General features: G+C 61.0%; 17 protein-coding genes. 6 read left to right on the top strand and 11 right to left on the bottom strand.

The features are described 5' to 3' along the window. Positions 1-87: 87 nt before the first annotated feature. The 4 genes from O5O48_RS15055 to O5O48_RS15070 are packed head-to-tail and all read right to left on the bottom strand — an operon-like array spanning position 88 to position 4184. The gene (locus tag O5O48_RS15055) at positions 88-1569 is read right to left on the bottom strand and encodes an FAD-dependent oxidoreductase (RefSeq protein WP_269687464.1); all 1482 of its coding nucleotides are present in this window, start codon (positions 1567-1569) and stop codon (positions 88-90) included. A gap of 38 nt (positions 1570-1607) precedes the next feature. Then, positions 1608-2846, bottom strand: coding sequence for an NADH:flavin oxidoreductase (locus O5O48_RS15060; protein WP_269687465.1), 1239 nt, complete (start codon positions 2844-2846; stop codon positions 1608-1610). Beyond that, a complete protein-coding gene (locus O5O48_RS15065) occupies positions 2836-3297 on the bottom strand; it encodes a nuclear transport factor 2 family protein (RefSeq protein WP_269687466.1) in 462 nt (153 codons plus the stop codon). Before O5O48_RS15065 ends, O5O48_RS15060 begins: the two co-directional genes overlap by 11 nt. A 2-nt stretch (positions 3298-3299) precedes the next feature. Continuing rightward, positions 3300-4184, bottom strand: a complete 885-nt coding sequence (locus tag O5O48_RS15070) for an SDR family NAD(P)-dependent oxidoreductase (RefSeq protein WP_269687467.1) — start codon at positions 4182-4184, stop codon at positions 3300-3302. A 203-nt stretch (positions 4185-4387) separates the two neighbouring features. Between O5O48_RS15070 and O5O48_RS15075 the strand changes: the two genes are divergently transcribed. The 5 genes from O5O48_RS15075 to O5O48_RS15095 all read left to right on the top strand — a co-directional run bounded on the left by O5O48_RS15075 (position 4388) and on the right by O5O48_RS15095 (position 8399). Beyond that, a complete protein-coding gene (locus O5O48_RS15075) occupies positions 4388-4561 on the top strand; it encodes a hypothetical protein (protein ID WP_160003153.1) in 174 nt (57 codons plus the stop codon). Positions 4562-4645: 84 nt separating this feature from the next. Next, on the top strand, positions 4646-5644 hold the full coding sequence (locus tag O5O48_RS15080; RefSeq protein WP_269687468.1) for an AraC family transcriptional regulator: 999 nt from the start codon (positions 4646-4648) through the stop codon (positions 5642-5644). 106 nt (positions 5645-5750) lie between these two features. After that, positions 5751-6521 carry a class II aldolase/adducin family protein gene (locus O5O48_RS15085; RefSeq protein ID WP_269687469.1) on the top strand — a complete coding sequence of 257 codons (771 nt, stop codon included), beginning with the start codon at positions 5751-5753 and terminating at the stop codon, positions 6519-6521. Positions 6522-6533: 12 nt separating this feature from the next. Next, the gene (locus tag O5O48_RS15090; RefSeq protein ID WP_269687470.1) at positions 6534-7460 is read left to right on the top strand and encodes a TauD/TfdA dioxygenase family protein; all 927 of its coding nucleotides are present in this window, start codon (positions 6534-6536) and stop codon (positions 7458-7460) included. Positions 7461-7463: 3 nt separating this feature from the next. After that, on the top strand, positions 7464-8399 hold the full coding sequence (locus O5O48_RS15095; protein ID WP_269687471.1) for an NAD(P)-dependent oxidoreductase: 936 nt from the start codon (positions 7464-7466) through the stop codon (positions 8397-8399). Between the two features lie 88 nt (positions 8400-8487). Here O5O48_RS15095 and O5O48_RS15100 read toward each other — a convergent pair whose 3' ends face one another. Genes O5O48_RS15100 through O5O48_RS15125 form a run of 6 tightly spaced genes read right to left on the bottom strand, consistent with a single transcriptional unit; the run spans position 8488 to position 14207 of the window. After that, positions 8488-9654, bottom strand: coding sequence for an acyl-CoA dehydrogenase family protein (locus O5O48_RS15100; RefSeq protein WP_269687472.1), 1167 nt, complete (start codon positions 9652-9654; stop codon positions 8488-8490). Between the two features lie 10 nt (positions 9655-9664). Then, on the bottom strand, positions 9665-10840 hold the full coding sequence (locus tag O5O48_RS15105) for a lipid-transfer protein (RefSeq protein WP_088275032.1): 1176 nt from the start codon (positions 10838-10840) through the stop codon (positions 9665-9667). A gap of 11 nt (positions 10841-10851) precedes the next feature. Continuing rightward, positions 10852-11274: a MaoC family dehydratase gene (locus O5O48_RS15110; protein ID WP_088275034.1), complete on the bottom strand. Its 423-nt coding sequence runs from the start codon at positions 11272-11274 to the stop codon at positions 10852-10854. Beyond that, the gene (locus tag O5O48_RS15115; RefSeq protein WP_269687473.1) at positions 11243-12379 is read right to left on the bottom strand and encodes an acyl-CoA dehydrogenase family protein; all 1137 of its coding nucleotides are present in this window, start codon (positions 12377-12379) and stop codon (positions 11243-11245) included. The genes O5O48_RS15110 and O5O48_RS15115 overlap by 32 nt, the downstream gene beginning before the upstream one ends. Before the next feature lie 10 nt (positions 12380-12389). Next, positions 12390-13364 carry a bifunctional MaoC family dehydratase N-terminal/OB-fold nucleic acid binding domain-containing protein gene (locus tag O5O48_RS15120; RefSeq protein ID WP_269687474.1) on the bottom strand — a complete coding sequence of 325 codons (975 nt, stop codon included), beginning with the start codon at positions 13362-13364 and terminating at the stop codon, positions 12390-12392. 54 nt (positions 13365-13418) lie between these two features. Next, on the bottom strand, positions 13419-14207 hold the full coding sequence (locus tag O5O48_RS15125) for an SDR family oxidoreductase (RefSeq protein ID WP_088275038.1): 789 nt from the start codon (positions 14205-14207) through the stop codon (positions 13419-13421). Between the two features lie 137 nt (positions 14208-14344). Here O5O48_RS15125 and O5O48_RS15130 point away from each other — a divergent pair, with 137 nt between their 5' ends. Further along, the gene (locus O5O48_RS15130; RefSeq protein ID WP_088275040.1) at positions 14345-15130 is read left to right on the top strand and encodes an enoyl-CoA hydratase; all 786 of its coding nucleotides are present in this window, start codon (positions 14345-14347) and stop codon (positions 15128-15130) included. A gap of 183 nt (positions 15131-15313) precedes the next feature. Here the strand turns inward: O5O48_RS15130 and O5O48_RS15135 are convergent, their stop codons facing one another. Then, complete coding sequence (locus O5O48_RS15135) at positions 15314-16681, bottom strand: DUF1329 domain-containing protein (RefSeq protein WP_235005746.1); 1368 nt, start codon at positions 16679-16681, stop codon at positions 15314-15316.

The raw sequence follows: 16681 nt of genomic DNA on the forward strand, positions 1-16681 counted from the left end.
CCAGACCCGGGGAGACAAAGTGTGTTAGCGACTCTACGAGGGCGACCGGCGACCGGCGTCGTCCGTCCGGACGACGCCGTAAACAGCTCAGCTCGACAGTGCAGCTGCGCTGCGGCCGGCCATGCGGCCAAAGAATGTGGAGTCGCCAAGCGAAAGACCGGAGCTGTAACCCTCCCCCCAGCGAGGCAGGCCGCAGGCAGTTCGGCCGGCGGCATAGAGCCCGGTAATGGTTTCACCGTCAGCGTCAAGCACCTCACCGGTGGGTTTTGTCGCCAGCCCGCCCAGGGTGAAGGCGTGCGCCTGGAAGTCACCCTTGCAATAGCTCAGGGCGGCAAATGGCGGCTCCGTAAGCGGTCGCAGCCACTCCTCGCTCTTGTGAAAATGCGGGTCCTCACCGGCAGCGGCATAGCGGTTGAACTCCTCTACCGTGTGCACAAGCGCGCCGGCAGGCAGCCCAAGCTCCTGTTCGACCTCCTCCCAGCTTTCACCAACGGCAGCAATCTCAAGATCTTCCTGCAGAATCGGTCGACCGAATATTTCGTTATCGACCAGTAGCCAGGCGCGGCCCTGAGACTGCCGCAACACTGCGTGGGCGACCCGGCCGTGGTAACTGTCCTCGTTGACAAAACGCTGGCCGTGGCCATTTACGAAGATTCCCTTGACCAGCGACGCCGGCGGAAAGAACGGCAGCGTCGCGAAAAATTCCTGCATGTTCAGCGTGGCGGCACCAACACTGATGCCCATGCGAATGCCGGAGCCATCATCATTGCCACCGGTGACCGGCAATTGGCAATCCAGGGCCGACGGAACGAAACGGCGGACCATGTCGGCATTGCAGATGAACCCGCCTGCGCAAAGGATCACGCCACGGCGCGCTCGAAGATAGCGAATCTGGCCATCCTGGCGCGCCACAACGCCAACCACACGCCGGTGTTCGCCAATCACCAGTGCCAGGGCCCGGCTGTTGCAATGCAACTGGGCGCCCAGCGCCACCGCCTGATCACACAAGACCTTCATCAACAGCTGACCGCCGCCCCAGCCGGTGAACTGTACGGTGTGCCCGCGCGGCGCCGGTTGCGCCTCGGCACTCCAGGGCCAGGCTTTCTCGTTGCCCGACCACAGAAGCGTGTCGTCGGTCGGCGGTTCAATCCACTTGCCCGGCAGATAGGTACCCTTGAAAGGCACCCCCAGTGCGCGCAGCCAATTGAAGTGCTGCACGGCGTTCTCGGCATAGACATCTACCCGCTCGGCGTCGGCAGCCGGACCGCCCGACATCATCAGGTAACGGCGCAGATCATCCGTACTGTCACTGAAGCCGTGCTCACGCTGCACGTCAGTACCGCCGTTACCGCCGACATACACCTCACCGCCCGAAAGTGCGGCGCTACCACCACCGGCACCCGCAACCTCCAGAACTACCACATCAGCCCCGGCGTTACGCGCCTCGATGGCCGCACAGGCACCCGCCGCGCCAAAGCCAACAACCAGCACATCGGTTTCCATGTCCCAATGGCCAACCTGTGCCTCCGACACCGCTCTCCCCGGTGAATAACGCACGTCTTCGCTCATGCAAACTCCTGCATCGAAATAGTAATGGGGGGGGGAATTCAGCTCGCCGCCGGCAAGCTGTTCAGCACCGGATCTCCCGCGCGCCCAAGCACACAGGAGGTCCCGCCCTCGGTGTACATCATGGCCACGCAGCGGTTGCAGGCCGTGCAGCCGCTCTGCGTCAATGCACCGTGCTGCAGGTCGCGCACCCAAGCCGGGTCGTGAATCAACACCCGTCCCATCGCCATCAGGTCGAACCCTTCGTCGCACAGGGTGGAAACCCCCTCGGCGGAGGTCAGGCCACCGAGATAGGCCAGCGGCACATTTACCGCAGCGCGAATCTGGCGCGCATACTTGAGCAAATACAGCGGCTTGAACTCACGCGGCTTCTCGAACCGCTGCTGCAGGTACATGGCCAGTTTCATGATCGGATTGGTGACCACCGCTCGGTTCTCCGGCGGGAAGGAGGAGCCAAACATGGTAGTGATGGACTCGGCGTTCATCCCCGCGCTCAGCACCAGCGCATGGGCGCCTTCCGCTTCGAGCGCCCTGGCAATGGCAACCCCTTCCTCAATGTGGTTTCCGCCGCGCACGCCCTCGGTAATGCTGAATTTGCACAGCACCGCCATCTCGCGCCCCACCGCATCCAGCACGGCGCGCAGCACTTCGCGGGGAAAGCGCAGGCGATTTTCCAGGGAGCCGCCGTATTCATCGGTGCGCTTGTTGTACAGCGGCGAGAGAAACTGGCTCAGCAGGTAGCCGTGGCCCATGTGAATCTCTACAGCATCAAAGCCGGCCTGCTGCGCGAGCCGTGCTCCGCGTGCAAAATCGGCGGCAATACGCTGCATATCGGCGCGGGTCATCTGGCGCTTGAAGAACATACCGCTCATCAACCCGATTTTGTTGAAGCCGCCGCTGGCCGACAAGGGCCGGCGCTGACCGGGCTGGGGGGTAAAGACAAAACAGCCGCCGTGGGTGATCTGTGCCGAGACCGCGCCGCCTTCGCGGTGCACCGCATCGGTCAGCGCACGCAGGTGCGGCAGAGTTTGCTCATTAAGCTGAATCTGGTTGGGCAAGGTGCAGCCGTCATCGCTTACCGCACAGTAGGCAACGGTGGTCATTGCCGCGCCACCAGCAACAATACCGGCGTGGAATTGCACCAGCTGCCGTGATGGCACACCATTGGGCGACATGCCTTCATTGGTGGCGGCCTTGATAAAGCGGTTTTTCAGTTGCAACGGGCCAATCTGTACGGGCACAAAGGCGCCCTGCACCTGGGTGCTGGTATCACTGCTCATGCGGTTCTCCAAGGCTGCGACCGGTTACCACCGAGTGCAGACGGCAGACCGTTTCCACGATCTGCCAGCGGCCCTCGCTTTTGCGATAACGGTCCTGATAGGTGCCGCCCAGCTGGCGTGTAAGCCCGCTGTCGGCATCAAGATTGAAGTAATAAATGGCCCAGCAAGCGCTGGCGGTGTTGTCCGACTCCAGCGTGATTTCCGGGTTGGCTGCGTGGTGCAGGTCGATTACCTGCGGCTGACACGCCATCTCCCGGTACACCTGGATGAACGCCTCACGATCACGGAAGGTGCCGATCGGACCAAAGTCGATCCAGATCTCGCCCTCGGCAAAGCAGTCAGTAATGACCTGCACATCCTTGCGGTCACAGGCGTTGAGATAGCGGTGTTTGAGGGCGCGAATCGCCTCCAGATCCTCCAGCCGCTGCAAACGTTGCAGAATGTCGTCCATGCTCAGCCCACCCTGGCCGGATGCACCGCCGGCGGCGCACCCAATTGCTGTCGTAGCGAGGCCGGCTGCCGGCCATCCGTATCTCGCAGGCCATAGGCCAGAGCCTGCTCGGCAACAATCAGCGTGTGGCCGTTAAGACGCTCAAGCTCGGGGTCGCTCCACAATGAGTGGATTACCCTGCCGGTGAATTGCGGTGTCTCCGCACGCTCAAGAAAAGCCGCGTAATCAACGTTGTCATCAGCGCCAGCCAGGGCGCTGCGCTCGGTCTTTTGCAGTCCGAGCCAGAGCGATACAGCCTTGACCGGTGTCGACTCAAGATCGACCGCCATATCAGCTGCCATTTTGTCGCAGCCGGCTTTCTGCGCCCCGTACGCGGGGCCGTGCATATAGCAGTTGGCGCCAAAGCTGGAGATAAATACGATCAGGCCCTGTGTGCTGCGCAACAGCAGCGGCATGGCGCAGTAACTGGCAACGTAAGCCGAGCGCAGCCCAACGTCGAGCATCTGTGACATGGCCAGCGGCTTTTCCCAGAAAGGCCCCGGCGCAGTCAGCTGCGGAGGAAGGAAGGTGGCGTTATTGACCAGCAGATCAAGCCGCCCCTGCTCACGCTCGATACGCTCGAACAACGCAGCAACCTGTGCATCGTCAGCGTGATCGCATTGCACCGCGATGCCGTGACCGCCGGCATCACTGACAGCCGCCGCGCTGGCCTCAAGATTGCCACTCAGCCGCTGCCCGCCAACCGAGTCGGTACCAATACCGGACAATGTACGGCCACTCAGGTAAACCGTCATGCCAAGTGCGCCAAGCGCCTCGGCTATCCCGGCGCCAACACCTCGGCTGGCGCCTGTCACCAGGGCGATACCCGCGCAAGATCCATTGTGCATCTGGCTTTTCCTTTTCTTGTTTTCACCCGATTGTGAAAACTCGCCAGTGCAGCAACATCGTCCAAGCAGACGATACCAACCGTTCGTCGCCAGAAGCCGTACCTAACCCGTTTGGACGAGGTACAGACTTGTCGGATCGGCAAAATACCGCCTTATCTGAATACCCCAATTGGCTCATACAATCTCAAGAAGAGGGCCTTAGCATGAACAGATCACGACTCCATCTCTGGATTTGTGGCAGTGCCGCAGCGTTGTTGCTGATGCTGATGACCGCCGCGCTCAACTCGCCGCTGGCGCAGTATGATCAGCCGCGCTGCGCTGGCAGCCAGTCCCTGTGCCCCAGCGGTCCCCTGCCGGTAGCCAGGCTGCTGCCCTAGCAGCCGCCGAACTCCGTGCCGCTCGGCGCATGCAAGCGGCCTGCGTGGCCCGAGCGCTGGCTCTTCTGCATTGACGAGTGATCCATGAACACGGATGCGCGCTACATCTTCTGGCTGCTGGATTTCCTTGCGCACCAAGGCGTTGATACCGACGCACTCCGATCAGCGCACGGCCTGGACGATCTCAAATCCATGGACATGCCGGTAAGCAGCCGGACCCACACGGCACTGCTCCTGGACGCCATGGAGAAGACGGGAGATCCGGGGCTCGGGCTCAAGCTGGGCTATCAGCGATCGCTGGCAACCTATGACCAGCTTGCCTTTCTGATGCTCAGTTGCTCGACCTTTCGCGAGGCAAACACCACCGGACTGAAGTACCAAAACTACCCCGGTCGTTTTTCCGGACATTCGATCATCACGACCTTCAGCGAAATAGACGGTCAGGGCTGCTATCAGGTCAACCTGAACGAAGACCTGGGGCCCCTTCGGCTGCTGGCCGTTGAAGAACTGCTGGCCAATATCATGGCAACCGCTCGATGGGTACTGGGTCAGCCCTTACCGGTAACAAGGCTTCGTTGCGACTATCCCGCCCCCAATCACGCAAGCGAGTACCGGGCCATTTTCAACTGCGAGCCCCAGTTCGATACACCGGTTATCCAGCTGTTCTTCGACGCAGCAGTCCTCGATGCACCGATGCCGAACGCCAGCCCACAGAGCGCCAGACTCTATGAGGCAATGTGCGCGGAGCACAGCATCCGGCGCATGGGGGGAAACATGGCCTGGCGGGTATGGCCGCTGATCGTCAAGGACCCTGCCAACCCGCCAAATGCCGATCAGGCTGCCGCCCAACTCTGCTGCAGCCCAAGGACATTGAGACGCAAACTGCAGTCGGAGGGCTGGCAGTACCAGCAGATCATTGACCGGGTCCGTGAAATCCATGCCCGTCGCGGTCTCAGCGATCCGACCCTGTCAGTCACCCAGCTGGCCTTTCAACTGGGCTACTGCGATCACTCCGGATTTCTCAAGGCGTTCAGGAAATGGACCGGCATAACGCCGCGAGAATTCAGAAGCCGCCTGCTGTAGACCATCTCTGGCCACTCAGGCCTGTTAACTGGCCAAACCTTCCAATGCCCGGCGCCGGCCACTCCTTAGCATCCTTCAACACACACAGCCAAAAGGATAACCCCCCGTGTTGAAGACAGAGCATTTGAATAAAGCCATGTTCGAGAAGTTCGCTCCGCGCAGAGGCGAGCGCGCGCTGCTTCCCGACCTGACACCAAAGGCCGAGGTGGCACTGATGTGCCGCATGCTGTTCGCTGAAGGCTGGAACGACCATATCGCAGGCCACATAACGGTTCGCCAACCGGACGGCAGCATACTGACCAATCCGTGGGAGCTCACATGGGACGAAGTGACAGCCAGCGATATCATCACCCTGGACCAGCACGGCAACATCCTGGACAGCCACTGGAATACCACTCCCGCCATTGGTCTGCACCTGCAGCTGCATGATGCCCGTCCCGATGTCAACGTCGTCGTTCACAACCATCCCAAATGGAGTGGTATCTGGGCCAACTTGCAAGAAACCCCGCCGATCTATGACCAGGCTGGTGCCTACTGCGGCTCAGAGCTGCCGAATTACAACGAGTATCTCGGCACCTTCGAGAACAAGGCCACCAGTATGACCGCAGTCGAAGCACTGGGTGACGCAAAGTGGGCCTTACTCGCGCACCATGGCGCGCTCGTCGTAGGGCGTGATCTGCGCCAGGCGCACCTGCGAGCTGCGACGCTCGAGTGGCGCTGCCGACGGGCCTATGAGGTTCGCCTTGCCGGTGGTGCAGAGCCCTTGGCCGAGGAGGTAATCGCACAGATCGGCCTGCCGGACGCAAACGGCTTTCCATTTCTCTGGGAAGCAATGGCCCGTCGTGAGCTTCGTCGCGATCCAACCGTTCTGAGCTGAGGAAGAAAAACCATGAAACTGACGGTTAAGCCGCTGGACAATATTGGCGTTGAAATTCAAGGCTTCGACATCACCCGCCCGCTGCAAGAGGCAGAGCGGAAACAACTGATTGCCCTTTGGCATCAATACGGTGTTCTGGTCTTCCGTAACCAGGATATTACCCCTGAAAACCAGATCGCATTCAGTCGGCACTTTGGCCCTCTGGCCCTGCATCCCCTGAAGGCGACGCGATCAGAAGCCTATCCCGAGCTGTTCGAGATCGAAAGCGGTGGCGACAAGGACAAGTCGATGACCGCGATATACAAGGGAGAAACCATTGTCGGCCGACTGGACTGGCATATCGATCTGCACTACACCGGAAAACCCAACCACGGCGCCGTGCTTACAGCCGTCGAAGTCGCCGGCGAAGGCGGATTGACCGGGTTCGGCGATCTGGCAAAGGCCTACGATGCACTGGATGACAAAACCAGGGAGCTGATTGCCAGGCTTGAAGTGTCCTATGCCTTCAGCATGCAACGAAGACACATGCGCTATGTGGACCTGGATGGATATGAACCGGGCCCGCACAGCCCGAAGAAACCCGCGGATGTGAAGTTTCCCGACTTCCCCGAGTCGGTTTATCCCATGGTCATGACCCATCCGGTGACCGGAATGAAAGTTCTGGGCATCGTCGAGCAGTTCCTCGATCGGGTGATCACCCCCTACAAGGCCGGCCTTTCCAACGATGAGTCGATTGAATTGCTGGAACGCCTGGTGGCGCATACTCGCGACCCGCAATTCCATTATTTCCATCAGTGGCAACCGGGAGACATGGTGCTCTGGGACAACTGGCGCGCCATGCATTGTGCGACCGGCACCCCTCCCGGCGTACGCCGGCGCATAAACCGCACCACCATCGAGGGTGATGTTCAACTGGGCCGTGTTTTGCTTGAGGAGTAAGTCATGCGCGTTGTGATGCTGTTTGACCTTCCAGCCATGCGCGAGGCCATTCAGGCCGCTGTTCCAGACGCAGACATCCTGACCCTGCCGCCCCCTGGCCAGATAGCCAGCCTGGGGGCGGTAGATGCGGTCCTCGCCCCCCCGGGAGCCAGTCAGGCGCTGGGGCAGCTACTGGCCCGGCACCCGGAGATTCGCTGGATTCATGTGCTGGGCACGGGGATTGACGACTATCCGCTGGAGCTGCTTCACGGCAGGCAGGTGACCTGTTCAAGGGGGGCGACTACCGCGCCCATCGCCGAGTGGGTTATGGCGATGATACTCGCGCAGGCCAAGAATCTGCCGTTCAGCTGGGTCACCCAGCCACCACCGCACTGGTGCATGGCGCAGCTGGATACGCTGGAGGGTAAAACACTGGGGATACTTGGCTTTGGCAACATTGGCCAGGCCATTGCTCGCAGGGCTCTCGGGTTTGACATGAAGGTACGGGTCACCATGCGCACCTATCGTCCTGCAGGTATGGCAGGCGTCGAATCCGTAACCGACATCGATGAGCTGATCACAACGGCGGACCATCTGGTACTGGCGCTTCCTGCAACCGCCCTGACCGAAGGACTGATGAGCGCAGACCGACTGTCGCTGATGAAGCGCGGCAGCCACCTGATCAACGTATCACGTGGCACCCTGGTCGATACCCGGGCCCTGAGGGAGCATCTGGATAGCGGGCAAATTGCCCGCGCCTCCCTTGATGTGGCAAACCCTGAGCCATTGCCGGCAGGTCACTGGCTTTACCAGCACCCGCAGGTACAGCTAAGCCCCCACATTTCCTGGAATAGCCCTCTCAGCCAGCAGCGCATGAGCGAGGCATTTATCGACAACCTTCTGTGCTTTGCATCAGGTGCCGAGTTGAATGGTGTCATCGATAGCCAGGCAGGCTACTGAGCACCTGCACTTGGGCACTTGACGAAGGGGAAGTCTGAAGACAACCACAGCGGCAGCCCTGTTTGGGGCCCCGCTGTGGTTACTACACTTAACGCGAGCGCGGCATACCCAGGCCGAACTGCGCCACCAGCTCACGCTGGATCTCGTTGGTGCCGCCACCAAAGGTCAGGGTGACACAGGCACGCACGTCATATTCCAGCTCGCCAAGCAGAAACGCCGCAGCACTGCCGTCACGAATCAGGCCATTGGCACCGACCACTTCGGTCAGCTTGCGCAAAATCTCCACAGCCGATTCCGAACCGTACACCTTGGTGGTCGAGGCCAGCGCGACGTCCATCTGGCCGGCCTCAAGATCCGCCGCAATGCGGAAGTTGATCAGGCGCATCGCCTCCAACCGGGCATAGCATTCAGCCAACAGCGAACGCACCCAGGCATGATCCATCGCGCAGCGTCCCTGTTCATCCTTGGCCCGGGCCCACAGATACACCTTGCGGAACATGCCCACTACCCGATCAGCCCATGAGCCAAGTCCGAGACGTTCGTGGTTGAGCTGGGCAGTGACCAGCTGCCATCCCTTGTTCAGCTCACCGACCAGGCGGGTTCGCGGCACAATGACGTTGTCATAGTAGGTTGCCGCGGTCGGGTTGCTGCAGGTCGGGATGAGCGTGTTGGAGAAGCCCTCGCTCTTGCAGTCGACAATCAGGATCGATATTCCCTTGTGACGCAGCTCTTCGGGATTGGTCCGCGCAGCCAGCCAGATATAGTCGGCAGAGTGAGCCCCGGAGGTCCAGAGCTTATTGCCGTTGACCACAAAGTGGTCGGGCTCGACCCGCGCACTGGTCTTCAAAGTAGCCAGGTCAGAGCCGGCGCCCGGCTCCGAGTAACCAATGGCAAAATGGATTTCCCCGGCAGCAATGCCCGGCAGAAACGTCTCCTTTTGCTCCTCGGTACCATAGGTCATCAACGAGGGTCCAACGGTACTGATGGTCACGAACGGCAGTGGTGCGCCGGCAATATTGGCCTCTTCGAAGAAGATCAGCTGCTCGGTCGGGCCGTAGCCCTGACCGCCAAACTCCTTCGGCCAGCCAACCGCCAGCCAGCCATCCTTGCCCATCTGCCGTACCAGCCGGTGAGAGGTAGCACTGCCCTCTTCCCCCCGCAACTCACGACGCAGATCGTCGTTCATCAGGCTCTTGAAGTAGTCACGAACTTCCAGGCGCAGCTTGTGCTGCGCCGGTGTCAGGTCAACGTACATGCTGATCTCCTCAGGCTACACCCAGAATCAGGCCACTGGTTGGCACGCCGGTACCGGCTGTTACCAGCACGTTCTCGACGTTATCCACCTGGTTTACCGAACTGCCACGTACCTGGCGAACACCCTCGGCAATACCGTTCATACCGTGGATGTAGGCTTCACCAAGTTGACCGCCGTGGGTATTGATCGGCAGGCGACCGCCACGGGCGTGATGGCCGGCACGAATGAACTCCTTGGCTTCACCACGATCAGCGAAGCCGAACGACTCCAGTTGCGGCAGTACAAACGGCGTGAAGTGGTCATAAATAACCGCTGTCTGAATCGCATCCGGGCCGATGCCGGCCTGACGATAGATCTCGCGGGCGACCACATCCATTTCCGGCAAACCGGTGATGTCCTCGCGATAGAACGAGGTCATGCTCTGCTGACCGTCGGCGATCCCCTGCGAGGCGCCCTTGATGATCACCGGCTTCTGCTGCAGATCGCGGGCGCGCTCAACAGAGGTGATGACCATCGCCACCGCACCATCGGATTCCTGGCAGCAGTCCAGCAGGTGCAGCGGCTCGCAGATCCAGCGCGATTGCTGGTGCTCCTCAAGGGTGATCGGCTTCTCATAAAAGAACGCCGCGGGGTTGGTTGCCGCAAAATCGCGGGCGGCAACCGCGACCCGACCGAAGTCTTCCGAGGTCGCGCCAAAGGCGTGCATGTAGCGACGGGCAAACATGCCGACCCAAGCCGCAGGGGTATGAAAGCCGTGCGGCATGTACCAGCCGTAATTGACGTTATCGAAAATCGGTGTCGCGCCAAACCCGTAACTGCCGGTACCGAAGCGATACCAGGAACGCTCGTTCATCGCCCGATAGACCACTACGGTCTTGGCCACACCACTGGCAACCGCCATGGCCGCGTGCATGACCGGACCACAGGCCGCCCCGCCACCGTGCGGCACCTGCGAGAAAAATTTGACTTCCTTGCAGCCGAGCAGACGGGCGATCTCGTACTCCGGTACCTTGTCGACCGAGTAGGAGCTGAAGCCATCCACTTCCGAAGGGTCGATCCCGGCGTCAGCAAGCGCCGTCAGGGTCGCCTCCATGGCCAGGCGCAATTCGGTACGTCCGGAGTTCTTGGAAAACTCGGTCGCACCGAGGCCAACAATAGCGGCCTTACCGCCAAGTGCATCAGTCATCTTGCTTCTCCTTACGCAGGCAGAACCACGGTGACCTTGCCGGTCGCGTGGTTGCCCATGGAATTTTTACCCTTCAGCGCGACCACCAGTGTCCGGCTGGCCTCATCGCGCTCGACCACTTCACCGGTGAAGGTCATGGTGTCGCCCGGGTAGTTCGGCGCGCCCAGTTTCAGCTGGATATCACGGAACACCGCCAGCGGGCCGCTCCACTGTTCTACAAAGCGCTGCGCCAGTGCGGTCGTGGTGAGAATATTCATGAAAATGTGTGGTGACCCCAGTTCACGGGCGGCCGCAACATCGTGGTGGCCCGGAAAGTAGTCACGGGTGGCAATGGCGCCACCATTGATCAGCGTAACGGTGACCGGAATCACCAGTTCGGGAAGGTGTTCGCCCACCTGGGTTTCAGCAAATGCTCTGGTTTTCATCGAGGTCATATTTCCATCCAAGCGTGTCATTGTTGGCCAGCCAGTCGCCAAGGCGCTCAAGAGTGGCTGCCGAGCCGCCGAGCACCAGGCTCAGATAACGGCTCCAGTAGAGGAAGCGGTGAATCGGGTACGTCAGATCGACGCCGATACCGCCGTGGACGTGCTGGGCCCGATGACCGACCAGATGGGCAGCCTCGGTGCTCAGGTAGCGAACCGACAGGGCCTCGGCCTCACTGGCCAACGCGCTGTCAAGGCGATAGCAGAGCTGGTAAAGAGCGCTGCGCAGCGCCTCCAGGGCGATATGAGCATCGGCCATGCCCATCTGGACCGCCTGGAACGAGCCGATCGGACGATCGAACTGCACACGTTCGCTGACATAAGCGACCGTGCGACGCAGCTGTTCTTCACTGACACCCAGCTGCAGCGAGGCAGCCGCCGCGACCGCGCGTTGCTCAAGCCAGCCGACTGCCTGCGCCGGCAGGACCTGATCGGCCTTGATGCACACGCCATGACAGTGCACATCGGCGGCGCCGAGGCCGTGGTTCCAGGTCGCAGAAACCAGCTCGACCCCTTCTGCCAGCGGGTCAAGCAGTACCAGATGCACGCCGTCGTCGCCCTGTGCCAGAACCAGCACGGCACCCGCCTGGGCTGCCAGATCGACCGCGCCAACGCTGCCATTGAGCAGCAGATAGTCGTCGTGCTGATCGAGCTGCAGGCCAATCCCGTGGCTGTTCGACAGGCCATTCAGAGACAGGCTGAGCAGCTGCTCGCCCCGGGCGGCCGAGGCAATCAGGTCGCCATGACTGTCTGCGGCGAACCGGGCAAGGCAGGCAGCAGCCAGCTGGTGCTGCCACAGCGGCACATGCCCCAGGGCCGTGCCCTGAGCGCGCAGAACACAATGCAGGTCGGTCATGCCCATACCCGAGCCGCCAAACGCCTCCGGAATAGCCAGCGCATGCAGCCCGGTCTCGATACAGGTTTGCCACAGCTCGGCCATGAACGGCTGGCCCTCGAGATCAAACGCACGCATGCGCTCGTCTGTGCAGTAATCGCTGAAAACGCTGCCTGCCATCTCGGCAATGGCACGCTGATCTTCACTCAACGAAAAATCCATGCTCGCCTCCTCAGGCCGCAACAACGCGAAATTGCGGCAGGGTCTGTTGATCGTCAAAGCGGTGGAATTCAACCTGCACCCGCTGGCCAATCTCCAGCGTTGCCGGATCGGCGCCAACCAGGCCGGCGATCAGACGTACGCCTTCGTCCAGCTCGATCAGGCCTATCGGGTTCGGGTAGTCAAACGGCGGTACTTCCGGGTAATGCATCACCACAAAGGAATACAGCTGCCCCTTGCCCGACGCCTCAATGCTGTCCCAGTCAAAGCTGTGACACTTGATGCATACCGGCGCCGGAGGATGACGCAGGGTCTGGCAATCGGTGCAGCGCTGAATCAGCAACTTGCCGGCTTCGCAGCCCTCCCAGAAGAATCGGGTATCGTCACTGACGCCGGGCAGCGGCCGCTTCATGGCCTTGGCCTCTGCCGGCTTGGCGGCCGGTTTTTCCTGTGGGCGCTGGGCCGGCTTGAACTTGAAGACCCTGAACAGCTGGCGGCCGACTTCCTCGTCGCCAGCATCCTGCTGGGAGAAATAGGTCATCAGCACGGTAACGAAAAATCCGGTTCCCAGCGGGGTGGTTTTTTCTTCGGATACGCTGTCGAGCCGGCTGGTGAAGTAAAGACGCTCGCCGGCAACGATCTGACGGTCGAAATACAGGTCGGAGTTGACCGCTACCACGGCCGGATAGCCGTGGGGCTCAATGACCTTGAGCACCTCAAAGTTGTTTTCGGTGCTGGAGCCCTCCGGGAAGTTCTCCTGGTCCAGACCGCCCATGCCCCACACCTGCAGCATGCCCGGTGGCGCCACCACGTCAGCGTACCCCTGCTGCCGGGCAAACTCCGGATTGGTGTAAAGGGGGTTGTCGATGCCCATGATTTCGCACCAATGGCGAATCATCGGCGCGTTAACCCGGTCCCAGGCATAGACACGACCGTACTCGCGTCCGACCATGGCCTGAACCTCGTCGATGAGTGCTTGATCAGCCAAGTTCTTCTCCTGATTGTTTTCCAAGACACGCCTCAAAGGCGTGGTCGCGTTAGGTCACGCCTTGCCGGCAGTGGACGCGGCCAGAAAGGCCGGTGCTTCTCCACCGCCGTGCAACAGCAGGTTGGTACCACTGAAATAGGCCGCCATCGGTGAGGCGGCATACAGACAGGCATTGGCGATATCCTCGGGCTCACCCATGCGTCCGGCCGGAATGGTCCGGCCAACCGCGGCAATACCCTCTTCATCGCCGTAATGCAGATGAGACTGCTCGGTACGAATCAGACCGGGGCTGACACTCAGAACCCGGACCTTCGGCGCCCATTCAACCGCCAGCGAACTGGCCAGTGAAACGACCCCGGCCTTGGCCGCGCCATAGGCAGCTGTTCCGGGCGACGGCCGGCTGGCAGCAACCGAGCCGATGAACACGATCACCCCGCCAGCAGCCTGCTGCTGCATAATGGCGTTGGCCTGCTGGGCCAGGTTCAACGGCGCCAGCAGATTGAGTCTGATGATGCTTTCGCTGAAGCGCGGAGAGGCAGTCGCGGCGTCGGCATTGGGGCTGCCGCCGGCGTTGTTGATCAGCACATCAAGGCGGCCGTAATGTTCATGGACAGCGCCCAGAGCCTGCTCGGTTGCCTCGGGGTCACGTACGTCCAGACTCAGAAAACGTGCACTGCGACCATCGACTGACGGCAGCTGCTCGGGCTCGCTGCGCCCGCAGACCACAACATTCGCTCCGGCCGACAGGAACGCACAGGCAATTCCCGCACCGATACCGCGCGTTCCCCCGGTGATGACGACAACTTTGCCGGTGTAATCCAGGGAGGCACTAACTGACTGCATGAACGGTTCCTCTGCTTGTTTCATGAAGTCACTGTATGGGCGCTCAGGCATCGGCGATTCGTCTGAATGGACGATGAGCTACCACCCGCAGCTGAAGACAATCGGCCACAATGTCCCCCTCCGCCCGGAGTCTTCCGATGACCGATTGCGCTAAGTCGGTGCTGTTGATTGACCGACCTGCCCCCTTTGTTACCCGCCTTACGCTTAACCGCCCGGCGGTCACCAACGCGCTCAGCCTGGAGCTGCAAGCCGCGCTTTCCAGAGCCTTCACCGAGGTTGCGACAGACCCGCAAACGCGCTGTGTCATCCTCACCGGCGGCGAACGGGTGTTCGCTGCCGGCGGTGATATTTCGAGCATGGCCGATGTCGGTGCCATTGATATCCTTTGCCGGCATACCGAGCGGGTATGGGCACCGATCCAGCACTGCCCAAAGCCGATAATTGCCGCGGTTTGCGGCTACGCCTATGGCGGCGGTTGCGAACTGGCCATGCACGCCGACATCATCATTGCCGGTCGCAGCGCACGCTTCAGCCAACCGGAAATCCGCATTGGCATCATGCCCGGCATTGGCGGAACCCAGCGGCTGGTGCGCGCCGTAGGCAAGGCAAAGGCAATGCAAATGGCGCTGACCGGCCGGCCAATCAGTGCCGAGGAGGCCCACCTGGCCGGGCTGGTGAGCGAGCTGGTTGACGACGATCAGGTTGCTGCGACCGCTCTGGAGCAGGCGAAACTGATCGCCGGCATGCCGCCGCTGGCGGCAGAGCAGATCAAGGAGGTCATTCTGGCCGGCATGGACGCCTCGCTGGATGCGGCACTGGTCATGGAGCGCAAGGCCAATGCCCTGCTGTTCGCCTCCCGCGACCAGAAAGAAGGCATGCAGGCATTTCTGGAAAAACGTCGCCCCGACTTCCAGGGCAACTGACCGGCGCGCTGGTCACTCGCGATCACCCCAGGCGACCCGGCCAATTCCGGCCTTTCTCGAATCGAGTGAGACCAATGCGCTGGCCCGGCACGGAACGTTCGCCAGCCACTCCGACATGCCACAATGAACCAATAAAAAACCCCGCCTGTCTTGCGACAGGCGGGGTTTTGTTATGGCCTGAAATCAGCGACCCGAGCGGCGGGCAGCCTCCGGACCAAAGTCACGCTCACTCAGGTTACCCGTGTTGAGGGTATAGCCGTTGGGCTGCTCGTTGACCAGGTTGAAGGCCAGATAGCTCTTGGCCTGCAGATCGTGGTACAGACCTACTCCCGCCTGCCAGGTATTGGCTTCATAGGCGTAGAAGTAGTTGATCATCGAGGTACGCCACAGGCCGCCACGTGCATCGTAGTTGTCGGCCATGACCATCAGCCAGCTGTCCTCATCCACGTACATGTGACGGGTCGGGTACAGGTGACGGTAGCTGTCCTTCAGGTTGGCCTCGAGCACCCAGACCCGGCGCAGTTCGTAACGCATGAACTCGGGGTTGGCATGGTTCGGCGGCAGCAGCTCGTCGTAGGTCACATCGTTGGAGTGAATGCGGTAGGCGTTGGCCGGAACGTACATCTCCTGCTTGCCCACGATCTTCCAGTTGTAGCGCTGACCGGAGCCGTTGAAGATCCGCACCTCATCCACGGTGATCGAACCGCCACTGCCCGGGAACTGCATGTCATACCCGTATTCGGGCGACTGACGGACACGACGGGTGCCCGGATCATAACGCCAGCTTTGACGCGGTTCGGTAGCGTGGTTGTAGTATTCCACACCGGTGTTGATTTCACCCCGATCACGCTGCGGCAGCAGGGTTTCGTTCAGATAGTAGGCCGACGGACCTTCGGTCTTGCCGAGCACACCCGGTTTCAGGTTCGGGGCGTAGTTGCGCGAGCGTACCTGCCCCCAGTTGATGTTGCCGTTGGACAGCACATAGGCGTTGTCGGAGACCAGCTCCTCGGTAAACGGACGGAAGGTGAAGAAGGACGAGGTCCACATCAGCTCCAGACCGGTTTTCGGGAACGGGAACAGGATACCGCCAGTGGTGGCCTGCACGCCCTCACCGTCGTTCACGAGCTGTGCAGAACGGGCGTTCTCCAGGGTTGCCTGGCAGACGCTGTCAGCAAAGCGAAAGTCGCGACGGGTCTGGTAGACCGGCATCTGGAAGGTGTCCGGGTAGGCTTCAAACAGGGCCTTCTGACCGGCCGACAGGCGATCGGCATACTCGGCCATATTCGCCGCGGTGATCACGAACAGCGGCTTGTCTTCCGGGTACGGATCAATCGGATGCTTGCCTGTGCCCTCAAAATTGACGTGTGGCGGGGTACCCAGCCACTTGCCGGTCCATTCGGTGATGCTGCCGTCGGCATTGGCTGCCTTCTCCGCGCCGACGCAGGTCAGTTCGTTGCCCAGCTTGGCAATTTCCTCGGGGGTTGCAGCAGCGTGCACCAGCCCTGCCTGAACCAGCAGAGTCGCAATGCACAAGGGTTTGATCATACGCAT

Origin of the sequence: Halopseudomonas sp. MFKK-1 (assembly GCF_027474385.1) — a bacterium.
GTDB classification, from domain to species: domain Bacteria; phylum Pseudomonadota; class Gammaproteobacteria; order Pseudomonadales; family Pseudomonadaceae; genus Halopseudomonas; species Halopseudomonas aestusnigri.